A 24,766-nucleotide genomic window follows, 5' to 3' on the forward strand; every position below is an offset into this window, starting at 1 on the left:
AAGAGACGAAGCGACCGGAATAAACGTTCAAGCGGACTTTGACTACTTTGCCGTCAGTACTTTTTGCATGGCCCGATGGATGCGACCGTTGGAGGCCAGGATGTCTTTGTCGAAAATGGAAAAAGGTCTCGCGTTCAGTCGGGTCACTCTGCCGCCTGCCTGTTCAACAATCAATCTCGCCGCGGCCGTGTCCCAGGGGTGCAAATTGAGTTCCCAGAAGCCATCGATTCGTCCGCAGGCCAGCCAACAGAGATCAAGGGCCGCCGATCCGGGTCGACGAACGCCTTGGGCTTTCTTGACCATGCGCGCGAACAGGCCCAGATTGTTCCTGCGCTCGGTCGACACCTTATATGAAAATCCGGTAGCCAACAGAGATCGGTCCAGACGGGATTCGGACGAGACATGAATCTTTCGGCTGTCTAAGAAACTCCCCAATCCCACTGCGGCCGTGAACATCTCATTTCTTTCCGGGTCAAACACCGCGGCGGCTACAGCCTGCTCCTCGTATTCAACGGCAATGGAAACACAGTACATGGGAAATCCGTGGGCATAATTCACCGTGCCGTCAAGCGGGTCGATCACCCAGCGATAGGGGGATAACGAGTCGACGGCTGTACCTTCTTCGGCCAGGATGGCGTGGTCCGGGTAGAGTTTCCTGATGCGCGAGGTTATCAGTTTTTCTGCTTTAAGATCAAACTGGGTCACCGGATCAATGCGCCCCTTATACACAATCGACAGCCTGCGATTGAATCCCTGCTTGAGAACGCCGCCGGCCTCACGGGCAAGCTCGGCGCTGAGCCCACTCAGCCGTTTTATCGCTGTCTTTCCGGGCGGCACGATGGTCATCGGCTATGTCACCGGAGTCGAGGGTGGTCGTTTTGGTTTCTGGTACTGCATCTGATAAAGTGTTTGGTAAATACCCGGTTCTTTCACCAGATCATTATGGGTACCTATCTGTCGTACTTCACCGTGGTGCAGGACTACGATCTTGTCGGCTTTCTCAATTGTCGATAAACGATGTGCTATCACAATCGAGGTTCGGTTTTTCAAAAGTTCATCGAGAGCTTTCTGTATCAGCAACTCGGTTTCAGTATCCACCGAACTGGTCGCCTCGTCCAGAATCAACACATCAGGGTCGTGAGCCAAAGCTCGGGCAAACGACAGCAGTTGCTTCTGACCAGTCGACAGTGTAGCCCCACGCTCCCGCACCCTGGAGTGGATGCCATCGGGTAGATCGATAAGAAAGCGATCAAAGCCGACACGATGAAGTGCCTCTCGAACAGCCTCGTCGCTGATGGTCTTGTCGCGCAACCTCACATTGGTAGCGAAGTCGCCGGTGAAAACAAATACGTCCTGCAGCACCAAACCGAGATGCGAACGCAGACGTTGCTGCGACCAGTCTTTCAGCGTGAGGCCATCCAACTTGATTGCCCCCCGCTGATAATCATAAAAGCGATACAGCAACGAAACCAGCGAGGTCTTGCCGGCCCCGGTGGCGCCCACGATGGCTACTTTCTCCCCCGGCTCAACCGTGAACGACACATCCCTTAGCACCCATTCATCCGGGTTGTACGCAAACCAGACATTGTCAAGCGTCATCTGTCCGGTGAACCTGCCCACGCTACCGCCTTCGGTTGATGCCGGTACCGTGTCCAGGAGTGCAAAGATGCGCTCGGATGATGCCATCGAAGCCTGCAGGATGTTGTACTTTTCAGAAAGATCTCTTATCGGTCGGTAGAAACGTTCGACCAGATGAATGAACGCAACCAGCTCCCCGAAAGTCAATGTAGCCTCGTTTATGCGCGCGCCGCCATAATACAGAAGGAGAGCCAACGACAAAGCGCTGATTATTTCGACGGCCGGGAAAAAGATAGCATAGTAGTAGATACCTCGATGGTGCACCGATTGCAGGTCGTGGTTAATTTTGTCGAACCTGTCATAGGTTCTTTCCTCGCGCACGAACAACTGCAGAAGTTTGATGCCGCCGATGTGCTCCTGAACGAAAGCGTTCAACTGAGCCACTCGTACCCGCACCTCGCGATAGACGCGCCGCACCTTGGCCCGAAAGAGGAAAGTGGCGCCAATCAACAGAGGGAGGACCACAAAGGTTATCAGAGCCAATTGCCAGTTGTAGTATAGAAGGACCGCGACAATCAAAGCCAGCATGAACAGATCGCCGATCACTGTAACGACTCCGGAGGAGAACATCTCATTGAGCACGTTGACGTCGGATGTCACGCGGGTCACCAGCCGACCGACCGGGTTGCGATCAAAATAACTCAGGCGCAGTTTTTGAAGATGCGAAAAAACCTGCATTCGAATATCATGCAGCACCCGTTGCCCCAGCCACGCCGTGATGTACAACTGCGCAAATGAGGCGCCGAAAGAAAGCCCAACGGCCAACAGAAATACCAGAGCCAGGCGCACCAAACCGGCCTGGTCACCATGGGCTATGTAATCGTCGATGGCGATCTGCGTGAAAAAAGCGAACGAAATCTGAAGCAGCGAACCCAACAAAAGCAGAATCACGGCCAGAGTCACCCACAACCGATAGGGCCGGATGTAAGTAAGCAGTCGCTTCATCAGACGAGCGTCGTATGCCTTGCCCAGCACTTCTTCGTCGTGATAGTTGTTGCCCCCGCTCATAGGTTCTCCAACTGTTCGGCCAGTAACTGTGAACGATGGAGATCATGATATCGCCCGCCCAGGGCTATCAACTCCTCATGCGGTCCCTGCTCGACGATCCGGCCATCTTCCAAATACAGAATCCGGTCGGCGCCCTTGACCGATGAGACCCGGTGCGAAATTATGATTGACGTCCGCCCGGCCAGGACACTGGATATCCGTTGATTGATCTCATCTTCGGTCTCGGTGTCAACCGACGATGTTGCGTCATCCAGCACTAACACGGCCGGATCGGTCAGGATCGCCCGCGCGATGGCCGTGCGTTGTTTCTGGCCGCCGGACAAGGTGATGCCGCGTTCGCCGATGATGGTTGAAAAGCGGTCGGCAAAAGTGTCGACATCCTTGGTCAGAGCCGCTGTCGACGCAGCTTGCTCGACCGATTCATCGGTAGCGCCGGTGACACCGAACCGAATGTTGTCGCCCAGGCTGTCAGAAAACAGGAACGGCTCCTGCGTTGCGAACCCAATTTGACGCCGCAGCGCCGATAGGTCCCAGTCGTTAATGTCGACACCGTCAATAAACAACTGGCCTCGATCAATCGGATAAAGATGAGCCAGCAGCGACACAAGCGTTGTTTTACCGGAACCGGTGCGACCGACCAATCCGATCGTCTGACCCGGTTCGATGGTAAGCTCGATTCCACGAAGAACTCTCGTGCCGTTATACTTGAAATCCAGAGCGCGAAACGCAATATGCCCACGCATCTTTTCTGCATGCAGTTTGTCAGCGCTCTGTTTTATGTCCGGCTCGGTGTGCAGAATACGATTGATCCGCTGAAGCGACGCCTTGCCTCGTTGGTACAAAGACACCACCCAGCCAAGGGCCACCGCCGGCCAGATGAGCATGGATAAATAGGCAAAAAAGGCAACCAGAGTCCCGAGCGGGACAACATCGTTCATGACTTCCAGACCCCCGAAATACAACGCGGACAACATCAAGAGCGAGGCCAACAAGAAGAGAATCGGCACCATGGCGGCATACAGCCGGGCCATATCCATGTTGAGGTCCAGGTATTGTCTTGACAGTCCCGCGAAATGTTCGGTTTCGTTTTCCTCCTGACGGTAGGCTTTGACAACGCGTATGCCGGCAATGTTTTCCTGAACTGAAGCAGTGAGAACCGAAAAGTGATCCTGAATACGCATGGCGCGCCTGTGCACAAGGTTGCCAACGCGATTGGCAACCAACGGAAACAGCACCATGGGAACCAGAGAATAGAGGGTCAAGCGTGGCGACAAATAGACCATAAACGACAAGGCTATTACGAATGTCACAATGGTACTGGTAAAATGCATGATACCAGGGCCGACCATCATACGAATGGCCTCCAGATCGCTGGTCATGCGGGCCATTATATCACCGGTGCGGGTCTTGTCGTAGTAGGAGGGTGACAGAGTCAATAGGTGGCGGAACACCTCTCCCCGAAGATCATACTCAACTCGTCGCGACATCCAGATGACGGTGCGTCTGGTCAGAAACCGAAACAAACCAGACAAGAAAGCCAGGGCTATCAGGATCAGCACCCAGTTCAATCGTTCGCGATCGGTCCCTTGCTGTTCCAGAAGATCAAAAACGATCTTTGTGATGTACGGCAAAAGCAAAAGCAAGAGATTAGATGCAATGATGCAGACGCCGCCTGATATCAGGTAGAAACGATATCGCTTCAGATGTTTGGTGACAGTACTAAACAGGTCTGTCGTGGTTTCTTTGTTGTGCTCGCTCACAGGTCGGTATCCATACTAATCCAGGCAGTATACAAGGTTCGAGCCTCTGTAACAACAGTCCAGATCAGTAGTTCAGAATATTCGCCAGCAGATGTATGGCTTGCAGGTTGAGATCACCAATCATCTCAAAAAGCGGCAGACCGCAGTAAATGACCTGACCGTCGCCCAAACGTGACACCGACAAAAGAACCGCCCCGCTCGGCGTGGTCAGGACCTTCTCCGAAGGCGAGACCACAGCCGCGGCCAATTTTCGCGTGGAACCAAAGCCCTTGAAAAGATTACCCACCGAAATCTGGTAGGGCTGTGTGAGTATCTTCGCATCCGGCAACACCACGGCAATGTCACTGCCGGGAACCTGTTCAAGCGACGGAACCAGCATAAAGGGCAGCACATCGTGCGGCCACCGATAATCCTGGCCGAAGGTCACCACAGAACCGCCTCGCCGCACGTAGTCCTCCAGCCGGTCGCGAGCGTCGGACAGCATATCGAAACGCTGGGCCGCACCTGAGCCGATCAGCAGCACATCATAGGCTGACAGATCGGCGGTCATCAAACTGCGCGATGTCATCGGACGCGTGGCCGCACTGGTCATGCCGAGACAATCTTCCAACAAACCGGTCGAATCCGGGAGGAACGTCACCGTCGGTTCGCTGTTCAGCTTGCACGCTGCAATACGCATGCGACCGGTGTCGGCCGCGACCACCTGACCATCGACGACCAGCGACACCGTTGGAAAGTGAATGCCTTGCTCCAAAAGATTGGAGACACTGAATGGGATTCGGACCATTCGACGAACAGTGCCTTCTTCCAGGGAAAGATCGGTGCGGTAAGCTCCGGCAAAAACGCCTCGCGGCGAAGCCAGTTTGATATGTACGTCGCCGGTCAGGTCCGGCGGTTTAGTGATCACTATGTTCCAGGCCATGGAAGCTACGATACGATCAACATCAAGCTGCGCCACCGGCGGCACGAAGAAGAACTCCGGATCAAAGCGAACTTTTAGATTGGGTAGTTCCTTCAAAGGCAGGCTGTGCGACAACACCAGCGGCGTTCGTCCATATTTGAGAATCGTGACAAAGGTCAGCGAATCCGGTTCGGTGGTTTCGAGTTGATCGGTCTCGATGTCGACCAGGTATTGACGGACGTAAGACTGATGAGGAACGATGGTTCGCGGCACACTGTCGAGAGTCACTCTGGCCGTATCGGCGGCCGGTAGAAACTGCACGGCGGTGAGATCAACCTCGGAGGGACCATCAACGGAAAGCGCCAACACCACCTTGGCCTTCAGACCGTGTGGCGACTCGCGCAGGGTGATACGTCCCTCCCAGTCTATTCCGACGGCATCAAGAGTCGCGCGCTCGGCTCGATACAGGGTCCGTTTGAGAAATCTTGTCAGGGCGAGTTTCAACGGATCGGCGGGAGCAGACAGAGCTGCTTCCTGCAGATTGAGCACGGCGTCATAGCCGGACACGAGCAGATCGACACGCTCTCGCCCTTCGGCCCGGCGGGCAGCTTCGAAGTCGGCCTGAAAACGCTTAGCCTGATCTTGCAGGATCGTGGCTCGCGGTCCGGCCGTTGTCAGGTCATCAATCACGCTCTTGAGCCGGTTGGTTTCGATGCCGGAGAGGAAGTCGCTCTTATTGGCTGCAACGCCTAAACGTGAAACCAGTATCCGGTAGTGCGATAGAATGCCAACGCCGATTTCGTCGGTATAATAGCTGTTGGTTAGCTGCGGAATCTCACGATCCATCCGCCCCCGGTACCGACGGGACGCCTCGCGAACGTTGATCACCACCGTATTGGCCGGGTCGGTGCGGTCGCGATCGTCGGCAATCAACTGAAAAATCTTGATAACGTTAAACAGCAATGAATCGGATTCAGGTAAGGCCGTCACATGGCTCTTGAATGCTCGTCCCGGCACACTCTCGATTGAGGGACCGAAAATAATAAGATCGGGACGCCGTTGCTTGAACAAACTGTCCTCTACCATTAGCATGGCGCCGCTGTCGTCGGGCACAAGATAGCGATGCATGTATATCTCGCGCCTCGGCAGCGAGGTAGTAGCGGTATGAAACTGTGTGTGCGGCTTTAGTGTCACCAGGTCCACCCGACATCCGTACTCATCGTTCAGGTAGTACAGAGTCGGCCAGTCTATCGTCCTGTCGTCATCATAGACATATAGTACCCGGACATCGGACAGGGCGAAGTCGATCAGACCAGCGTCGGCACTCACAGCCAACCGCGCCGTCAGTAGCCACAACGCAAGCAGCGTGAGGCGGATGATATGGTTGCGATTGTATTGCATCTATTCGAATATATCGGCAACTTGGCGAGAGTGTCAAACATGAAAAAGGTCTGGCTAAACCCGCTATAGGAACCGTTTCTGGTGGCCGAAACAACGATGCGCCGAACCAGGTGACGTGCGACCGCCCAATTGCCGGTTATCAAGACAATAAAAAAGCCGCCCGAAGGCGGCTTGGCGATTACAAAACCTGTTTGTCTCTGAGTTTGTCGAACAACTTTCCGGCGATCTCCTCCGGTGTCTCCCCTTCGACCATCTCACCCGAAGGACGCGGCGGCGGTACCGACACTTTGATCGTCTTGGTCAACGATGCCTCGCCGACACCACCGGAATCGATCTCCAAATCAGCCGCGGTCCAGGTGGTGATTGTCTTCTTCTTGGCCGCCATCTTGCCCTTCAACGATGGCAGTCTGGGTTCGTTGATCTCTTTCACCACCGAAACCACGGCCGGCAGCGATAACTGTATCAGATCGTATCCTTCTTCCGTAGTGCGCTGCACAGTAGCCGAACCGCTTTCGACCGACTCGAACTTACGCACAAACATAGCCTGCGGCAGATCCAAAAGCGCTGCCACGACCGTGGGAACCTGAGCAGCGTCGGAATCGATGGCCTGCTTACCGGCCAGAATCAGATCGACACCGTCAAGTTTCTTTAGACCGGCGGCCAGAATGCGACCGGCTGCCTGAGGGTCGGAACCGACAAAAGAATCGTCACACAAAAGGTAGGCTTCATCGACCCCCAACGCCAGGCAGGCCCGCAGGGCAGAGTCGGTGCGCTCGGAACCGACCGAAATAACGCTGACCGTCCCCCCGGATTGCTCTTTGATGCGAAGAGCTTCTTCCACGGCGTATTCGTCGAAGGGGTTGACCATTCCCGGCCCCTGCGGCAGGACTACTTCGTTGGCTGCTTCATCCACTTTTATCAGTGCAATTTCAGGTACTTGTTTTATCAGAACGACAATATTCATTTTTGCTCCTATTAGGAAATCTCGGAACCGTCCAAGTTGTCTTCGGGCGAATATGTCGAAAACCGGTTTGTTTGTCAAGTAGCGTGCAGACTGGTGAGGGTGTTGAAAGACCCTGGAACTCGTTATTGCCAACCACGCACCTGGCTAACCCTCCTCCATCATACTGGCGAAGTCCGGAATCCACTCTTCTCTTGTGCCGTCATGCACCCCCGCATGACTGCTTGAGGCTTGTTGACAAGCCCGGTATACGTTGTGTCGGGTCCTGGACCCCGCGATAGCGGGGGTTGTGACCCGACACCCAACCCCATGTTGGACAGCGGCGGCGGGTCACACGGATTCGCTCGCGTCCGCCGCGGCGAACAGGACCCACCGCAACACATGGGTGGGGCGGGTGGCCCGTGGGCTTGGGGCTTGTTGAAAAAGCCTCTGCGCCGTCAGGTGACGTGCCTTGCGGTGCAAGTGCTGTAAGGCGACTCGCCTGACAGCCAGTGGGTTGGACGGCAGGTGTCGGGCGGGGTCGCCCAACACCACCCACGACATGGACCTTTTTCAACACTCCCCTTGCCCCGGGTTTCCAGAGCAAACCGCAGGTCCAAAACCATGGCCAGAAGGTGAGAAACACTGCTTGACCGTGTCATGCTGAGCGCAGTCGAAGCATGAACCCTGTGCCTTGGAGCATGCTGTGAGTCATGAAATGAAACTACCACCAAAAAAAAAGCCCGCCTGATGGCGGGCTTTACACCCATAGGTGTTACTGCAAGAAAGAGAGATCTCCGTTCGATCTCTTCTTAGCGTTTTTTGCGAGCCGGCTTTTTCTTGGCGGCCGCTTTTTTCTTGGCCGGTTTCCGTTTGGCGGCAGCCTTCTTGGCCGGTTTCTTCTTGGCGGCGGCTTTGCGCTTGGGAGCTGCCTTACGTTTGGGGGCGGCCTTGCGTTTCGGCGCCGCTTTGCGAGCAACCTTCGGCTTGCTCAGACCCAAAACTCTGATCTTCGCCTTCACCGACGACAAGGTCCTTCTGAGTTTCTTGGCTATAGCGGTCGCCGTCGTCGTCTTGTAAGACTTCTTGAGCATGCTGAGTTCAGCGGCGCTCCATGGCTTCACACCGGGGCGACCGGTTTTTTTCTTGGCGGCTTTGCGCGGCGCGGCTTTGCGAGTGGTTTTCCGAGCCGCCGCCTTTCGAGCTGGCTTTTTCCGTGTTGCTTTGCGCATTCGCTGATGCTCCTGACAAAAGGTTCAAGGTTTCCTACACATCCGACGGACAGGTTATGCACGAATGCAGGGATACCCGTTCAGATGCACCCATAAACCACAATTTGAAAATCAAGTCAATATAAAACATTGACATGGTCTTGTCCGCAAGCGAACCACATTGTTGTCAGGTGCCGGATCAATCTCGCGGATACTATCCTGCCTGTGCATCTCTTAGCCGTTGTGACATACGGTAGAACCAAAGCGATGTTCACAGGCGGACGTGATGTGGAAAGATCAAACGTTGGAGTTTTGTCGGGGTCGGCTACGTCTTGGTGATGCGATTCAAGCGATCCGCGACGCAACGATACGACCAACGGCTAGGGCGCATCTTCGGAGAGCTTCTTAAGCGCAACGGCGGCGGCCTGTTGTTCCGCCTCTTTCTTGGATGATCCTTCGCCTGAGCCGACTCGCTGACCGGCCACATTGACGGCGATGTTGAACCGCTTGCGATGGTCGGGTCCCTCAGCAGCCAAAACATCATAACGCGGCGCACCATCACCGCGCGACTGGGTCAACTCAAGTAGTTCTCCCTTGAAATTACGTTGAGCCGAATCGGTCGCCAGCTCATCTCGTCGTGAGTAGATCAACCGCAGAATGACATCACGGGCCGCTTCCAATCCACCATCGAGATAGACCGCCGCAATGACCGACTCGAAAGCGTCGGAGATGATCGACGGACGGCTGCGCCCACCGGCTTTATCTTCTTCCGGTGATAAACGAAGAAACTTGTTCAGCCCGATATCCCCGGCTACCGAGGCCAGCGCGTTTTCATTGACCAGTTTTGCTTTGGTCTGAGTGAGTTCTCCCTCGCGAAGATCGGGGTTGTCTTGGAACAACTGATCGGCGATGACCAGCCCCAGGACCGAGTCACCGAGAAACTCCAACCGCTCGTTGGATGGTGAGTGATCCTGATCGAATCGTGAATATGAGCGATGGGTGAGGCTGAGCAGTAATAGTGCGGTGTCGCGGAAATGGTAGCCCAGCAATTCCTGCACGGCATAGAGGTCCGCCGCGTGTGCACTCACCGCCACACCAAGTATTTTTCTTAGATTGTCAAAAAGACTCATCTATTATCTGCTGCCGTTCACGCTGCCGACCACCAGGGTGACGTTGTGACCGCCAAAGCCGAACGAATTCGACAGCGCACAGTTTATGGAAACCTCCCGCTTCTTCTGCGGTACATAATCCAGATCGCAGTCCGGATCGGGGTAATCAAGATTGATTGTGGGATGCACGACACTTTCATCGATGGACAGTATGGTCGCGATCGCCTCGATGGCGCCGGCTGATCCAAGCAGATGCCCCGACATCGACTTGGTGGAGTTGCACGGAATCTCGTAAGCACGATCGCCCAGCACATCTTTGATTGCCTTGGTTTCGGCAATATCACCCAGCCCGGTGGCCGTACCGTGGGTGTTGACATAATCGATTTGGTCCGATGTCAACTGGGCGTCTTTCAAGGCCGCCTCCATGGCCCGACGAGCGCCGTGACCTTCGGGATGAGGTGCGGTAATGTGGTGAGCGTCGGCCGTCATGCCCGAGCCGAGTATCTCGCCGTACATACGCGCACCGCGCGCTACTGCATGGTCATGCGCTTCCAATATCAAGATCCCGGCCCCTTCGCCCATCACAAACCCATCACGCTGCTTGTCGAACGGCCGCGAAGCGGCTGTCGGATCATCGTTGCGCGTGGACATAGCGCGGGCTTGACAAAAACCGGCCATCGAAACCGGCGTGATCGTGGCTTCAGCGCCGCCGGCGATCATGACCTCGGCCTGACCTCGTTGAATGATCTTGAAAGCATCCGATATGGCGTGCGCCGATGAAGCACAGGCGGACACGGTGGCATAATTGGGACCACGAAAGTTGTACCGAATAGAGACCAACCCGGCGCACATATCAGTAATCATCATCGGAATAAAGAACGGTGAAACCTTGCCGGGTCCCCCTTTGAGAAGCCGCGCATGCTGCTGCTCGAAAGTAGAGATACCGCCGATCCCAGACCCTATAACCACGCCGCAGAGATCAAGATCCAACGAATCCAGATCGAGCTTGCTGTGATTCAGAGCCTCTTCGCTGGCCATGATGGCATACTGCTCGGCCAGATCCATCCGCCTCAGTTCTTTCTTATCGATTAACTCGGAGACATCCAGATCCTTGACCTCGGCAGCAATCTGAGTCGAGTAATCACTGACGTCGAATCGGGTACACGGACCAACCCCTGACCTGCCGGCAAGTAATGCCTGCCAGGTATCTTCGACGTTGTTACCGAGGGGAGTTATCCCCCCCATCCCGGTTACAACCACTCTTCTTAGAGTCGCGGTCCTGTTCATACTGCCACGCCGCCTTCGGCGCTACGCTTTCTCGGCGTGTTCGTTGATGTACTTAACGGCATCACCAACAGCAACGATCTTCTCGGCGTCTTCATCTGGGATCTCTATGGAAAACTCTTCTTCCAAAGCCATTACCAACTCGACAGTATCCAGCGAGTCAGCCCCGAGGTCCTCAACGAACTTAGCCTGCTCCGTGACCTGCGAAGCCTCCACACCCAACTGTTCCACGATGAGTTCTTTGACCTTTTCTTCAACTGACATTTGTTCACTCCTTGTAAACGCTATGTTATTTCTCTCGTTCTCATCTTCAAGCCATCACCATGCCGCCATCTATGGACAGCACCTGACCGGTGATATAGGCCGCTTCATCGGAAGCCAGAAAAAGCACCGCGGCGGCCACATCGGAAGGCGTTCCCGCCCGTCCCAGAACTATGTTGCTCAGAAACGATGCGCGAGCGGCTTCGGGCAGGGCGGCCGTCATTTCCGTCTCGATAAAACCAGGCGCAACGGCGTTAACCGTAATACCGCGCGAACCCAACTCCTTGGCCGCTGTTTTCGTCAGGGCTACCAGTCCGGCTTTGGCTGCGGAATAATTCGCCTGCCCGGCGTTCCCGGTCAGCCCAACCACCGAACTGATGTTCACGATGCGACCACGACGCTGCTTCATCATAATCCGGGCGGCGGTTTTCGTGACAAGAAAGGCTCCTTTAAGATTGATGTCAAGTACCGTATCCCAGTCCTTTTCATCCATCCGAATCATCAAACCATCCCGAGTAATCCCGGCATTGTTTACCACAATATCTATACTCTCGAATTTCTCCGAGGCTGTTTTGAACAAACGGTCAATGTCATCGGCCTTGGTTACATTGGCCTGGCAGGCGATTGCCGAAGCACCGATATCCCCAGCCGTGGTCTCACAAGTTGCTTGATCAATATCACTCACCACCACATTGGCGCCGGCAGCGGCCAACTGCGAAACAATGACTTTTCCGATACCTCGTCCTGAGCCGGTCACTATGGCTGTCTTATTCTCGAAACTCATACGCTCCTCGCTGAAACTGTGATCAACAATCAGGCCGTTACGCCGATGAAAGAGTCGATATCGGTTAGCTTGTCGAGACTGGTGGAGTCGGTCGGCTTCATGTCGCGCTTGGCCAACCCGCTCAGTACTCGTCCGGGTCCGACTTCGATGATGCGCTCAACACCATTGGCCACCAGGTAGCTCATGGTCTGCGACCACTTCACCGGGGAGGTCACTTGCTGAACCAACAACTGCTTGATATCGTCACCATCAACCACTGGCTGGGCCGTAACGTTGGCCACGACCACTTGCACCGGTGCGGCAATGTTGACACTTCGCAGATAATCCTCAAGCCCCTGCCTGGCCGGTTCCATTAGCGGAGAATGAAAAGCGCCACCCACTTCCAGGATTATAGCCCTTTTGGCGCCGGCAGCTTTTGCATGTACCGTAGCTTCTTCCACAGCTGCAACGGCTCCCGAAATCGCGATCTGGCCTGTAGAATTATAATTGGCCGGGACGACCACACCGATGGACGCGGCCTCTTTGCAGACATCTTCGACCTGCGATTCATTCAGTCCCAGCACCGCCGCCATAGTACCCGGTTGGTCCTGACATGCCTGCTCCATCAACTCGGCTCTTTTGACAACGGCTTTAACCGCAGCCTCATAAGTCAGCGCGCCGGTTGCGGCCAAGGCGCCGTACTCTCCCAAAGAGTGACCACAGGCAAAATCAAAGCGTGGCATGTTCTCTTCAAGATGGATCAAGACGGCCAGCGAATGCAAAAGAATCGCCGGTTGCGTGAAGCGAGTTCGTTTCAACTCATCGGACGGACCATCGAACGACAGCCTGGCGATATCGACGCCGATCTCGTCGGAGGCCAATTGATACAGCTTTTGCACTTTGGCCGATGCCTCGTACAATTCGCGACCCATACCGACATACTGGGAAGCCTGCCCCGGAAAAAACAGTGCTGTCTTGCTCACTCTTCTACCACCTTACCAGGGCAGCGCCCCATATCAACCCACCGCCGAAAGCCACCATCAGAATGTTATCGTCAGGTTTGATCCGCCCCGCGCGGTTGGCTTCGTCAAGGGCCAACGGCACCGAAGCAGCGGATGTGTTGCCATACTTATCAATGTTCAAAACTATCTTATCCATACTCAGGCCGAGCCGTTTGGCCAGGGCCTCAATGATGCGAATATTGGCCTGGTGCGGAACCACCAGAGATATGTCCGACGGTTGCAGTCCGGCCTCATCGACAACCCGCAAAGCGGCATCGCACATTTGACGCACCGCCACCTTAAACACCTCAGAACCGTTCATGGCGATTTTGTCGGAACCATCATAAGCGAATTCCGACGTATACGGATTTACCGCGCCACCGGTCGGCATCCACAACAACTCGCGCAGATTACCCTCCGACTTCATGAAAGTCGACACGACACCACGGCCGTTGTTGCTGACGTCCAGCACCGCCGCCCCGGCGGCATCGCCGAACAGCACACAGGTGTTGCGGTCGGCATAATTGGTGATACTGGAGAGTTTCTCCACACCAATCACCAAAACCTTTTTATGCATTCCCGACTCAACGAACGAACGACCGATCGAAAGTGAGTTGATAAACCCGGTACAGGCAGCGACGGTATCGAAAGCAACGGCATTCGGGAAACCCATCTTCTCCTGGACAACACAAGCGGTTGAAGGAAGCCGATAGTCGGGAGTGACCGTACCCACGATGATTGCTTCGATTTCCTCATGCGAACACTCGGCCATGGCTATAGCCTTAGCGGCCGCTTCGACGGCCATGTCCGAGGACATCATACCGTTGTCGGAGATACGTCGCTCACGGATACCGGTGCGCGTGATGATCCACTCGTCCGAGGTATCGACTATCTTCTCAAAATCAGCGTTGGTCATTCGCCGCGGAGGAACGTATGACCCCGTCCCGATTATCCTGGCTCTCAATTGTTGTGCCATTATTCCGTCCAAAATGGTTTGTTACCAGTTCATCCTTGATACGTTTCAACAGGTTTCTCGAAGCCAAATCGTGCGCCAATCTCACACCGTTGCGAATAGCCTTGGCGCCCGATGCACCGTGGCAAATTATCACGATGCCGTTGACACCCAAAAGCGGCGCACCGCCGGCCTCGGCATAATCGAAATTACTGCGCATCCGCCTCAAAAACGGGAGCAGCAACATTGCGCCGACTCGCGAAAAAATATTAGTCTGTATCTGTCGTTGCATTGTCTTAACCAAAAATGGCCTTATCGATTCGGCGAACTTCAAAATTATGTTTCCGGTGAATCCATCGGTGACGGCTACGTTCACGGTACCTGATAAAATGTCACGCCCTTCAATGTTGCCTACAAAATTGATGTTCGAGTTCTTCAGGAGTTTCAACGCTGTAAAGATCAATTCGTTCCCCTTGGAACGCTCCTCGCCTATCGATACCAAACCGACCCGAGGGGCCTCCTGGCCGAATACTACCGAATAATACACCGAACCCATTACCGCAAACTGCGAGAGATGCATCGGTTTGCCGTCGGCGTTGGCGCCGACATCCAAAACCACCGTCGGCCGACCCGTCCAGGTGGGAAAAGCTCCCGTGATCGCCGGCCGACTGACCCCTTCGATACGACCCAGAGTCAATAGAGAGGTCCCCATTACGGCGCCGGTATTGCCGGGCGATACAAAAGCATCACCCTTGCCTTCGCGCAACAGTCTGAGCCCGACTTTGATAGAACTGTCTTTCACCCGCACTCCGTCCGAGGCCGAGACGTGCATCGGTACCATCCCGCTGGCATGCTCGACGGAAATGTTGCTCGGCAGGTCGTCCCACTGGCTGAGTCTTCGTTCGATCAGGTCCTTCTGGCCAACGAGAGTAACATGCAGGCTGTCACCGACACCCATAGCCGCCTCGACGCCGCCGTCGATAATGCCCACCTCGCCTGAGTCGGCGCCCATCACGTCGAGAACAACGGTATATGGTTTGGAATCCGTCATCAAACTCCGCAACTGATTCGTTACATCATCGGTCGGAAGATGTCTCGCGAGGTCGTTGCGTCGGGTCTTGGCCTCCCGCTACCAGCGGGATGGTGTGACCCGACGATGATTCAGACAACCTCGTCGGCATTGGTTCTTCCTACGCCTCTTTCTCCGCCAGTACCGCCCGGCCGTCGTAGTAGCCGCAGTGTGAACAGATATGATGCGGCAAGCGGGCTTGGTGACAGTGCGCGCACTCGATCACGTTCGGAGCCGTGATCTTCCAGTTGGTGCGACGCTTGCGACCGCGCGTTTTCGAATGTCTTCTCTTAGGCAGGGCCATCAGATATTCCTCAACTATTGTCAGGTTGCTGCTCGGGCGGCGTGACATCTTTCAACGCCGCCCAGCGTTCGTCAATTACTTCGTTCTTGCAGTCACAGACGCCGTCGTTCAGATTCTTGCCGCACTGGGCACAAAGCCCCGCGCAATCATCCGAACATAGCGGTTTCAGATCAACCGCCAGCAGGATCGCCTGTCTGACCACCTCGCTTATGTCGGCGCGCATCGCCTGGTCCACAAAATGCACATAGTCTTCGGCGTCCACTGCTTCCTGGGCGTTTGCTTGGTGCAAATCGGCCGAGCAGACGATAAAGTCCAGCTGGTTGTTGACGTCCATCTCGTACAGAGCCAGACATCGCGCGCATTCAATTGTCGTCCTGGCTCGGGCTTCCCCTCGGCAGAAGTATTCTTCGCCGGATTTCTGGATTGAGAGGTCGACTTTCACTGCCTGAACGCTGTGAACCCCTTGATAATCCAGGGAAATCTTTTCCGGGCCGCCCTCCAGGACCTTATGTGCTGGGAACGTTTCAAATTCCCGAAAGTCAATAATCACAGCTTCGAAGAGTATGAAAATGGAGCGAAAAAGTCAAGCTAAAACCGGCCTTAGAACGGTTTGGAGCGCAATGGGTTAAGGGGGGGGGCGGGAGGTGGCAAACCGTGTCACCCTGAGCGCAGTCGAAGGGTCCCGTCCTTGTGGTGCCTGAGTCTTCAGATTCGGGCACATAGAAAGCCTGGGTGGCCCGGACTTCAGGGCTTGTTGAAAAACCCTCTGCGCCGTCAGGTGACGTGCCTTGCGGTGCCGGTGCTGTAAGGCGACTCGCCTGACAGCTAGTGGGTAGGGCAGCAGGTGTCGGGCGGGGTCGCCCAACACCACCCACGATATGGACCTATATCAACAGGTCCTTCAGTCCGGGTTTCATTGCCCTGTGCCCGGCAGATGTCCACATCTGCCTGTCCATAGATGATCAACTTGAAAACGCAGCTTCTTGTAGGGCGAAACCTGGTAACACACCAATCGACTTCATAGCACCATCTTTCTTGGGTACGGTACCCCACCAAGAGCGTTTCGCGACTGGTGGGTTCTTCAGTCCATAAGAACCCTATCAAATAGTAGCAGAATGTGGCTGGAGGTCGGGACATAAAAGGACCGTCCAATGACCACCATCGCAAAACAAACCGCTGTACACATAACCGCCAAACAGTGTCGGTCCGGCAATCACCATCAATCTTGTATCTCTAATGCAGGACTTTTCCGCCCTAAGCCATTTGCACACCATCTCGAAAACCACCTCAAATCCTGCATGGGTACAGACTTGAGACATACGAAGAGGACTGCCGCGCTCTGAAAACACTTTTTCCGTAAAACAAACCCATTTCCACCAGCCTACACACTTCTGCAGGATGTACAGTAAGGGGTGCGCGTAGCGCGAAGAAACAGGTTTACCTGTGTCATTCCGGGCTTTGACCCGGAATCCAGTATTCGATTTTGGCGATGGATGCCGGATCAAGGTCCGGCATGACGAGATAGGTAGCTCGTCAGGGTGGCCGTCTCAAATCTTGTTTGGGACGGTTGCTGTGTGAGCGGATTCACCCTTCGACTCCGCTCAGGGTGAGGTGGCGGCGTGCTCCCGATGACACACAGTGGGCGCCTAGCGCCGAAAAAGCGATTTGTCGCCGCGAAGCGCAGAAAGACCGGCTTGCCGGTCATTCTGGCGAAGGCCGGAGTCCAGTCTTCGATGGGTGCCCGGACCAATCCTCGCAAGGGGCTGTGCCGCATTCACGGACAGGCCGCCGGCGGCGGGCCGCCGGTGAACATGTAGTCGACCAGATATACCAAGTCTGCTATGTCGATCGGCTCCACACCACTCCCGTCTATGTCTGCTTCATCAAAGCAAACTGGCTCTGGACCTCCGCTGAACATGAAGTCGACGAGATAGACCAAATCGGAGATGTCAATCACGTCGCCGGGATCATAGTCGACGTTGCCTCGGATACCGACACAGTGGATGACAAAAGGAATCGCACCGATATCGCCGCGACTGCCGTCGGAGTCGTCGTATTGTGAGTCTGGATGCCCGGCGTCGATGCAGGGGGAACTATTGAGAAGCGAGTAGTCGCCCTGAAGCGGATTCGTATACAGCGGGTCAACATGAATGTCGTTGGCACCCTCGGTTTCGGGCACGTCATAGTTGGGGTTGTTGTTCCAGGTGTTATTGTAATCCAGTAGCGTAAAATCTGAAGCCGAGAGGGCGCCGACACCACGTTCCAGCGAGTTTGTCACAATGTTATTGATCGCATAGCCACCACCGGCGATTGAGAAGAAACCGCTTTCGTTGCCGTCAAACGTATTGTTGATGATCCAGGAATCGTGGGCGCCCCCCCGCAATCCCACACAGCCAATGCCGCCGTTATCGTAAAAGAGGCATCTGGTCACAAGCACCGCCGTTTCCTGACACCGAATGACCTCCCTATTGGCGGTGCCGACCGGGATGTTGTCTCTGAAAACACATGCCGAGAGCGTCGCCGAGACGGCGTTTTTTATTGCCACGGTGAACTCCTGGCCACCTCCGGTTATCGTAAAGCCGGCCAATTCGGTGCCTGACATCGGGACATCCTCGATCGAAACGGTGGGTAACTCCGGGTCCATCGGCGTCAGCGTGGTCGTTTGGGCGCCTTCGGAGCTGGTTAAGATCAACTGCCGACCCAGGAAGTCAATGTTTTCCTGGTAGGTGCCGGGGGCTACCAGGATGGTATCGCCATGGAACCCGGATTCTACAGCGGTTTGGATGGTCGGACGCTGCCCGGGAACATGGATCACAACATAGTGTGAGCGCGTCACAAACCACTCGGTATCAGACCAGTCGGATGTTTCAAAGCCGTCAAATGACCGGGCGCGCCACCAATAGGATTGCTCCGGGCTCAAATCTTGAAGGAAACCGGTGGATGTCATCAACGAATCTTCGTCAACGCCCTCGACCGACTCGACGAGCAAGATCAATCCCGGGTCCTCGTATAATTCAAAGTCGTATAACAGCGGATCGTTTTCGGCGTCCGACCCGTGATCCACGCTCAAGGAGACTATTGACACATGTACGGTCTCCCCCCCCACCGGGCTGAACGGCATGGGTTCTGTGGGTGCACTGTTCATGTATAAAGTGCGAGTCCTCCAGCCACCCCATTGGATACCGTTGTACAACCTGACGCGAAAGTAGTACAGGGTTCCATCCTCAAGCGGCAGTCCGGAATAAACTGCGAAAGTGTCGGCCGTATAGACTTGTCCGGGACTCCACATCTCAGCCGTGGACCAATCCTGGTCAACCCCCACCTCGATCTCGTATGCAATCTGTGACGGCAGGGTATCGACAAAGAGCCAGCGGAACTTCGGAGAGTGGTTTACAACGTGCCAGGGGTCCTCGGATTCCAACTCCAGCATACCGACATACGGGAAGACGTCTGATAACCAAAGAGCGCCCATGTCGCTTCTGGTGCTGTCCGGATCGTTATACAGCGAGTCGGGATGGCCGGCATTGATACAGGGCGAGCCAGGCAGCAGACGGTAATCGTGAGCAACCAACTCCAGGTACTCGGGGTCGACCTGAATGTCATTGGGCCCGGGACTCAGGACGGGCATGTAGTCGGGGTTGTTGTTCCAAACATCGTTGTAATCCAGTAAGGTGAAGTCCCCCGATGATCCCGCGTTCACTCCCCCGTCGATTGAATTGGTGACAATGTTATTGATGGCGTATCCACCACCAGCAATCGAGAAGAACCCTCGCTCGTTGCCGTCAAAAGTATTGTTGATAATCCAGCTATTCTCGGCGCCAGAGCGAAGACCGACGCAGCCTATGCCACCGTTATTATAGAAGACATTTCTTGTTACCACCACGCTGGCGTTGTTACACGAGACCACTTCGACGTTACCACTGCCGATCGGGATGTTGTCGTGAATGACGTTGTTCCTTATAAGAACGCCGGCACTTCCGGACACGGCAATGGTATGTGTGTCGCCCCCGCCGGTAATAGAGAAGCCGTTGATTTCCGTACCTATGGGCTCCTCGGATGCGATTTTGATCGTACTCGCCGCGGGGTTGGCCGGTCTCAGCACAGTGACTTCAGGTCCGGCGGTGCTAAGAATGACTATCTGTTTTCCGAGAAAATCGATATTCTCGGTATAATCGCCGGGACCCACCAGGATAGTGTCTCCATTGAAAGCAGTATCGATAGCCTCCTGGATCGTCAGGTATTCTTCCGGAACGAGAATCGTTGGGTTAAAATTGGTAGACATACGACGCATCGACCAGGTGCCCCACGCTGAACCATTACTGACTCTTACCCGCACATATAGATCTGAGTGGTCGGCTAACGGTAAACCGGCATAGACGGCCTGGGTATCGGGAGAGGTCACAGCATCAGTAGACCAGAGATCGGCCGATGACCAACTTCCGTCCGAATCAACCTCGATCTCATACTGGACCTGCCCGACCCCCGATGTGTCCGTGAACGTCCAGTAGATAGCTGGTGTCGGTGATGACAGAACGTCCCCATGAGCATCTGCTCCGAAGTTTAGTTTTGCGGCCAGCGGATACTGGTCCGACCATGCGTGCAGAGGCACAGCGCCTATGTCGTTGCGGCTACTGTCGGGGTCGTCATACTCGCTATCGGGGTGCCCGGCGTTGATACAGGGTGATAAATCCGATAGTGAATAGTTCCTGCTGATCGCATCAAGGTAGAGGGGATCAACGTGTATATCGTTGGGGCCTTCAATTTCCGGCATGGAATAATCTGTTGGGTTATTCCAGATGTCGTTGTAGTCAAGCAGCGTGAAGTTGGAAGTTTCATGGACGACGACACCCAACTCAATAGAGTTGGTCACGATATTGTTCAGGGCGAAGCCGCCGCTGGCGATGGAGAAGAAGCCACGCTCATTGTTGTCAAAGGTGTTGTTGACAATCCAGCTTCCCTGAGCCCCCACCCGGAGACCTACGCAGCCGATACCGCCGTTGCCGGAGAAGATATTCCGAGTCACGTGGGCCGATGCGTCGAGACAGGAAATCACCTCAACGTTTTCACTTCCGACCGGAATATTGTCGCAGAAAAGGTTGTACCAGATCGTAGGCGACGCCGAGCCATCAACGCGTAAAGTGTGGGTAACGCCACCACCCCTTACCGTGAACCCTCGGAACTCGGTACCGGGCAGTTCACCGTTGCCGATGACCACGGTATGAACGTTTGGCTCCGCCGGCGTGAGAATCGTGCTGTCGGCACCCTTAGACCCCAGCAGCACAATAGAATGTCCGCCGAACACAATGTTCTCGGTATAGAGACCCGGTGCCACCAGCACCGTGTCCCCGTCGGAGGCGGCATCAATTCCTGCCTGGATCGTGGACTGGTCCGTTGGTATGTGGATCGTGGCCGCGTTGAGCGCACCGGCGCAGAGCACCAGCATCGCCACAGAGAGAAGACACTTCATCGGTCCTCCGCATTGGCCGTCAGTCATGTATCCCCGAAAGATAGGCGGGGATGGCAATTCTGTCAATCCCAAACGCAGGTTTTCGGTTATCTGTCAACTGGAGCGGGCCGCTATCCAGTCTTGGCTTCGGGTGGCAAGTGGAAGCCACTTATGGCCGTCCTCGGCTGCCCCTTGCGTCCGCGGTGGCACGGACGATCACAATTGTTGTGGTGGCTGAGTCTTCGGACTCGGCCATGAATTGGTCAGCCGATGCCTTCCCGCGCGATCTGAAGATCACACGGGCACAACGCTTGCTCGGTTGCGTCAGGTCTTGCGAATCACGCGGAACGCGTGATTTGTGTGACCTGACGCTCTCGTCCTGTATTCGGTTTTGTGTCGGGTCACACTCCCGCAATTGCAGAATCAAGACCCGACACAACGTAAACACATGAGCTGCGCGCGAAGCGTGAGACACACGGCTTGACCGTGTGTCATGACGTGCGGAGTCGAGGTATGAGCCAAACTGGGTGGCCGTCTCAAGCCTTGCTTGGGACGGCGGGCAAGCCCGTTCTTCGCGCTACGCGCACATTGCCCTAGGCAAAGCCTGATGGTGTCACAAGCCGCGCACCGCATAAAGTGATTTGTCACCGGAACCCTGCGGGGCATTCCTCGTATCAAACAAGACGAAGTTCCATAAAGACAAAAACAAGGACAAGACAGAGTGCGTATATTCCATCCACCCAAAAGTGTCATCGAACAAGCAGTAGCCAAAATGATAGCCGACGGCGTCGCTCACCCCGAAGCCAAATTCAACTACGAAGCAGAAGGCGGCATGCGTCGAGAAATCACCTACCGCGACGAGGACCTCCAATACCGGATGGAACGCACACCGCAAGTGGAATGTGTCGACGCCGCGCTCCAGATGCTGATCGAAATGAAACTGATTCCATCGGATGCATCCTACGACAAAGACGCCTTCGACAAACACCGCGCCAAAGTAAAAGAAACATTCAAAGGTGGTTGGACAACTATCACACCCGTGATGGAGCGTCTGATGTACATGCTGACCGCAGTCAAGCGACCCAAGCGCCTGGTCGAATTGGGTAGCTTTTGGGGTAACAGCCTGGCCTGGTTTGCCGGTCCCTGTGTCGGCGAGCATCGAGTGTACGATGCAGAAACAATCTACGGAGTCGATATCGATGTGGCCATGACCGCTCAGGCTCGCAAAAACTTCGACCAGCTCGGCCACTGCGAATCGGTGGAGCTAATCGGTGAAGACGCCGCCGTGGTCTTGGAACGAATCGATGCACCCATAGACTTCTTGTACCTGGAAGCCAAAGACGAAAAGAACTTCAGTGGCTATCTGGAATTTTTACAGCAAGCATACGACAAGCTACCACCGGGCGCCTGGGTCATCGCTCACGATTCGACCCACGCCGACCACCAGAAGGACCTGGCAGGATACCTGGCCTGGGTTCGGGACACGCGCAATTTCTCGGAGTCTGTATCGTTCGATGTCGACCGCTTCGGGTTGGAGCTTTCGATTAAGTAGCAGTAGGGCGGCATCCCTGCGCCGAAGGTCCGCCGCAGGAGGGATGCCGCCGTATTCGGCAGGATCACAGGGATCCTGCCCTACGGGGTGCTACAACAGCAACTCAAATTCAATCTCGTCACGCAGAGGGATACCGTGCATCCCGATCTCCGAAATGGATGGTTTCATACGTCGGGACTCAGCCAGTGCGTTAACGTGAACCGTCGCAATCGTCCAGCCACGACGCTGGTAAAAACGGATTGCATCAAGGTTGTCATTGGTAGTAATCAACCACATGCGCTCCACACCGCGCTTCGGCATCTCCGCACGTACCGTATCCAGAAGTGCTGTTCCGACACCGCGGAACTTGTCGAAGGCATCCAGTGTCACGACCTCACATTGGTCGCCGGTTACTTCGTAGGTCACCAGGCCAACCCGTTTGCCGGTCTGGTCCACGGCGTAGTATCCTTCGATCTCGGCCGGATAGATTCTGCGCGCCCGACTGATGATAAAGTCCGCTCCCCAACCGCGCGCTATTTCAAGCACCCATTCGCGTTCTTTATCGGTAACCTTCTTGATCGTGAAAGACATTGGTTGATCATCCATTCATGTCGAGCGCCAGTTCTCCTGAAACCCCATCCATAACGAACGTGCATCCGAGATAGATCAAAAAAGCCGCACATAACGCCATCAAGATTTTCATTGAGCGCCCCACCAACAACCGTTTCCCCTGCCACAAAAGAATCGACACCACCGTGTACCAGACAAAGTCCGACAGTATGTGCCCAAAGTAAAACACCACCGGACCCACCCAGCCAAACTTCTGTGATTTGAGCAAATAGGCCAGCCCGGTGGTCGCCCACCAGACGAACCAGTATGGATTGGACAAGGTTGCCGTGATTCCTTTACCGGTCAAACGATGACCGCCCGATTTACTTGAACCGTCGACTTCGTAACTCAACCTGTTTTTCAGCGTCTCGTACCCCATGCTACTCCCCATCAAGATAAGAGCGATCCCCCCCACCACGCCGATCACGCCGGCTACACTTTCGTTCTGCGCCAACGCTGCCACGCCGAGCGATAGCACTACCACGACCGCGATTTCGGCAATGGCATGACCGACCGATAGGATCGGCCCGGCCTGCCAGCCGTAGCGCGGCGTTTCGGCGATGTCGACCGCCAACAGCGGACCCGGCATCATAGCGCCTGAGAACCCGACCATGAACGATGTGAAGAACAATACCAGCAGTTCCATGGTTACATATTATAACTCAAAAAATGCTCGGTTCCAAATCTGTATTAGTGGGATGACATTTGTTCCTGACAAGCATGCTACCACACCAAGCGGATGGCCGGTTGGTCAAAAACTGCTTGCCATTTAGAGTCCATGGTTCTTACTTGGAAGGAGAATCGATCAACTGACATTGGGAATCAAAACATACACTCACATAATGACGTGAGAGCTAAGCGCTATGGGATTAACATGGAGGTGTAGGGTGAAGAAAGCTGTTGTTCTGACAGTTCTGGCAATGGTCCTCTTGATTGCTACGACGCATGCCGAAGAGTGGAAAGGCAAAATGGGCATTGGAGCTCGCGGCCTGGGAACGGCCTTGATGTTCAAAGGGTCCGATTTCTCGAATTTCGGTGGTGAATACCAGCCCTTTGAAATGGGCTACAAACTTGGCGGCGAAGCGCGCTATGGATTTACGCGCAACTGGGTCGGTGTCTTCTCAATCGGCTATGCCAACACCTACGATGACACCACCGAAACCAGCAACCGGACGTTCAAATGGCGTGATCGAGACAACGCCTTTAGTCATCTGCGTGGTAAGCTGTATGCACTTACGGCCAACTACTATTTTCAGACGGAAAAGAAACTGCAACCTTACGCATTGGCCGGGTTGGGTATCGATCATTGGCGGCTTCGTGAGCGACGGGGTTGGGATACGCACTCTATCACCGATCTCAGTTTGAAACTCGGCGGCGGTTTGAATTACTGGATTTTCGAGTGGTTGACGATCGATCTTCAAGCGAAGTTCTCCTACGGTCTTTCCAATCTCAAATCTGAAGTGCCGGAAGGATTCTACGGCGCGGGCGATTGGACCGACTGGAGTTTGCGTCCCTACCGGGGATACTTTGAACCGTCGCTGGGAATCACGGTCTATCTGGGCGGTGCGCCGGACGAAG

General features: G+C 54.9%; 19 protein-coding genes and 1 pseudogene. 2 read left to right on the top strand and 18 right to left on the bottom strand.

The window, feature by feature from the left end; all coding sequences use genetic code 11:
• Positions 1–42 precede the first annotated feature (42 nt).
• The 16 genes from OEV49_04470 to OEV49_04545 form a co-directional block, all read right to left on the bottom strand.
• Positions 43–846, bottom strand: a complete 804-nt coding sequence (locus OEV49_04470; protein MDH3890317.1) for an inositol monophosphatase — start codon at positions 844–846, stop codon at positions 43–45.
• A gap of 3 nt (positions 847–849) precedes the next feature.
• The gene (locus OEV49_04475; protein MDH3890318.1) at positions 850–2,646 is read right to left on the bottom strand and encodes an ABC transporter ATP-binding protein/permease; all 1,797 of its coding nucleotides are present in this window, start codon (positions 2,644–2,646) and stop codon (positions 850–852) included.
• Positions 2,643–4,406, bottom strand: coding sequence for an ABC transporter ATP-binding protein/permease (locus OEV49_04480; GenBank protein ID MDH3890319.1), 1,764 nt, complete (start codon positions 4,404–4,406; stop codon positions 2,643–2,645). The genes OEV49_04475 and OEV49_04480 overlap by 4 nt, the downstream gene beginning before the upstream one ends.
• A gap of 64 nt (positions 4,407–4,470) precedes the next feature.
• Positions 4,471–6,708 carry a hypothetical protein gene (locus OEV49_04485; GenBank protein MDH3890320.1) on the bottom strand — a complete coding sequence of 746 codons (2,238 nt, stop codon included), beginning with the start codon at positions 6,706–6,708 and terminating at the stop codon, positions 4,471–4,473.
• A gap of 178 nt (positions 6,709–6,886) precedes the next feature.
• On the bottom strand, positions 6,887–7,672 hold the full coding sequence (locus OEV49_04490; protein MDH3890321.1) for an electron transfer flavoprotein subunit beta/FixA family protein: 786 nt from the start codon (positions 7,670–7,672) through the stop codon (positions 6,887–6,889).
• A gap of 788 nt (positions 7,673–8,460) precedes the next feature.
• Positions 8,461–8,880, bottom strand: coding sequence for a hypothetical protein (locus tag OEV49_04495; GenBank protein ID MDH3890322.1), 420 nt, complete (start codon positions 8,878–8,880; stop codon positions 8,461–8,463).
• Between the two features lie 359 nt (positions 8,881–9,239).
• Positions 9,240–9,989, bottom strand: coding sequence for a ribonuclease III (rnc, locus tag OEV49_04500; protein ID MDH3890323.1), 750 nt, complete (start codon positions 9,987–9,989; stop codon positions 9,240–9,242).
• Between the two features lie 3 nt (positions 9,990–9,992).
• Positions 9,993–11,255 (bottom strand): beta-ketoacyl-ACP synthase II, encoded by a 1,263-nt coding sequence (fabF, locus tag OEV49_04505; GenBank protein MDH3890324.1) that lies wholly within the window; start codon positions 11,253–11,255, stop codon positions 9,993–9,995.
• A 21-nt stretch (positions 11,256–11,276) separates the two neighbouring features.
• Complete coding sequence (locus OEV49_04510; protein ID MDH3890325.1) at positions 11,277–11,516, bottom strand: acyl carrier protein; 240 nt, start codon at positions 11,514–11,516, stop codon at positions 11,277–11,279.
• A 46-nt stretch (positions 11,517–11,562) separates the two neighbouring features.
• Complete coding sequence (gene fabG / locus OEV49_04515; GenBank protein ID MDH3890326.1) at positions 11,563–12,297, bottom strand: 3-oxoacyl-[acyl-carrier-protein] reductase; 735 nt, start codon at positions 12,295–12,297, stop codon at positions 11,563–11,565.
• Between the two features lie 29 nt (positions 12,298–12,326).
• Complete coding sequence (gene fabD, locus OEV49_04520) at positions 12,327–13,259, bottom strand: ACP S-malonyltransferase (GenBank protein MDH3890327.1); 933 nt, start codon at positions 13,257–13,259, stop codon at positions 12,327–12,329.
• A 4-nt stretch (positions 13,260–13,263) separates the two neighbouring features.
• Positions 13,264–14,241, bottom strand: coding sequence for a ketoacyl-ACP synthase III (locus OEV49_04525; protein MDH3890328.1), 978 nt, complete (start codon positions 14,239–14,241; stop codon positions 13,264–13,266).
• Positions 14,180–15,280 (bottom strand): phosphate acyltransferase PlsX, encoded by a 1,101-nt coding sequence (gene plsX / locus OEV49_04530; GenBank protein ID MDH3890329.1) that lies wholly within the window; start codon positions 15,278–15,280, stop codon positions 14,180–14,182. Before plsX ends, OEV49_04525 begins: the two co-directional genes overlap by 62 nt.
• Before the next feature lie 139 nt (positions 15,281–15,419).
• Complete coding sequence (rpmF, locus tag OEV49_04535) at positions 15,420–15,602, bottom strand: 50S ribosomal protein L32 (protein MDH3890330.1); 183 nt, start codon at positions 15,600–15,602, stop codon at positions 15,420–15,422.
• 10 nt (positions 15,603–15,612) lie between these two features.
• Positions 15,613–16,152, bottom strand: coding sequence for a DUF177 domain-containing protein (locus OEV49_04540; GenBank protein ID MDH3890331.1), 540 nt, complete (start codon positions 16,150–16,152; stop codon positions 15,613–15,615).
• 1,224 nt (positions 16,153–17,376) lie between these two features.
• On the bottom strand, positions 17,377–21,069 hold the full coding sequence (locus OEV49_04545) for a hypothetical protein (protein MDH3890332.1): 3,693 nt from the start codon (positions 21,067–21,069) through the stop codon (positions 17,377–17,379).
• A 700-nt stretch (positions 21,070–21,769) separates the two neighbouring features.
• Here OEV49_04545 and OEV49_04550 point away from each other — a divergent pair.
• Positions 21,770–22,600 carry a class I SAM-dependent methyltransferase gene (locus tag OEV49_04550; protein ID MDH3890333.1) on the top strand — a complete coding sequence of 277 codons (831 nt, stop codon included), beginning with the start codon at positions 21,770–21,772 and terminating at the stop codon, positions 22,598–22,600.
• Between the two features lie 90 nt (positions 22,601–22,690).
• Here the strand turns inward: OEV49_04550 and OEV49_04555 are convergent, their stop codons facing one another.
• Both OEV49_04555 and OEV49_04560 read right to left on the bottom strand, forming a co-directional pair.
• Complete coding sequence (locus tag OEV49_04555; GenBank protein MDH3890334.1) at positions 22,691–23,170, bottom strand: GNAT family N-acetyltransferase; 480 nt, start codon at positions 23,168–23,170, stop codon at positions 22,691–22,693.
• A gap of 7 nt (positions 23,171–23,177) precedes the next feature.
• Positions 23,178–23,834, bottom strand: coding sequence for a LysE family translocator (locus OEV49_04560; protein ID MDH3890335.1), 657 nt, complete (start codon positions 23,832–23,834; stop codon positions 23,178–23,180).
• 274 nt (positions 23,835–24,108) lie between these two features.
• On the opposite strand from OEV49_04560, the pseudogene OEV49_04565 reads away from it, so the two are divergent.
• Positions 24,109–24,636 (top strand): annotated as a pseudogene (locus OEV49_04565) (porin family protein).
• Positions 24,637–24,766: the final 130 nt, after the last annotated feature.

Source organism: Candidatus Zixiibacteriota bacterium, from assembly GCA_029860345.1.
Taxonomy (GTDB): Bacteria; Zixibacteria; MSB-5A5; order GN15; family FEB-12; genus JAJRTA01.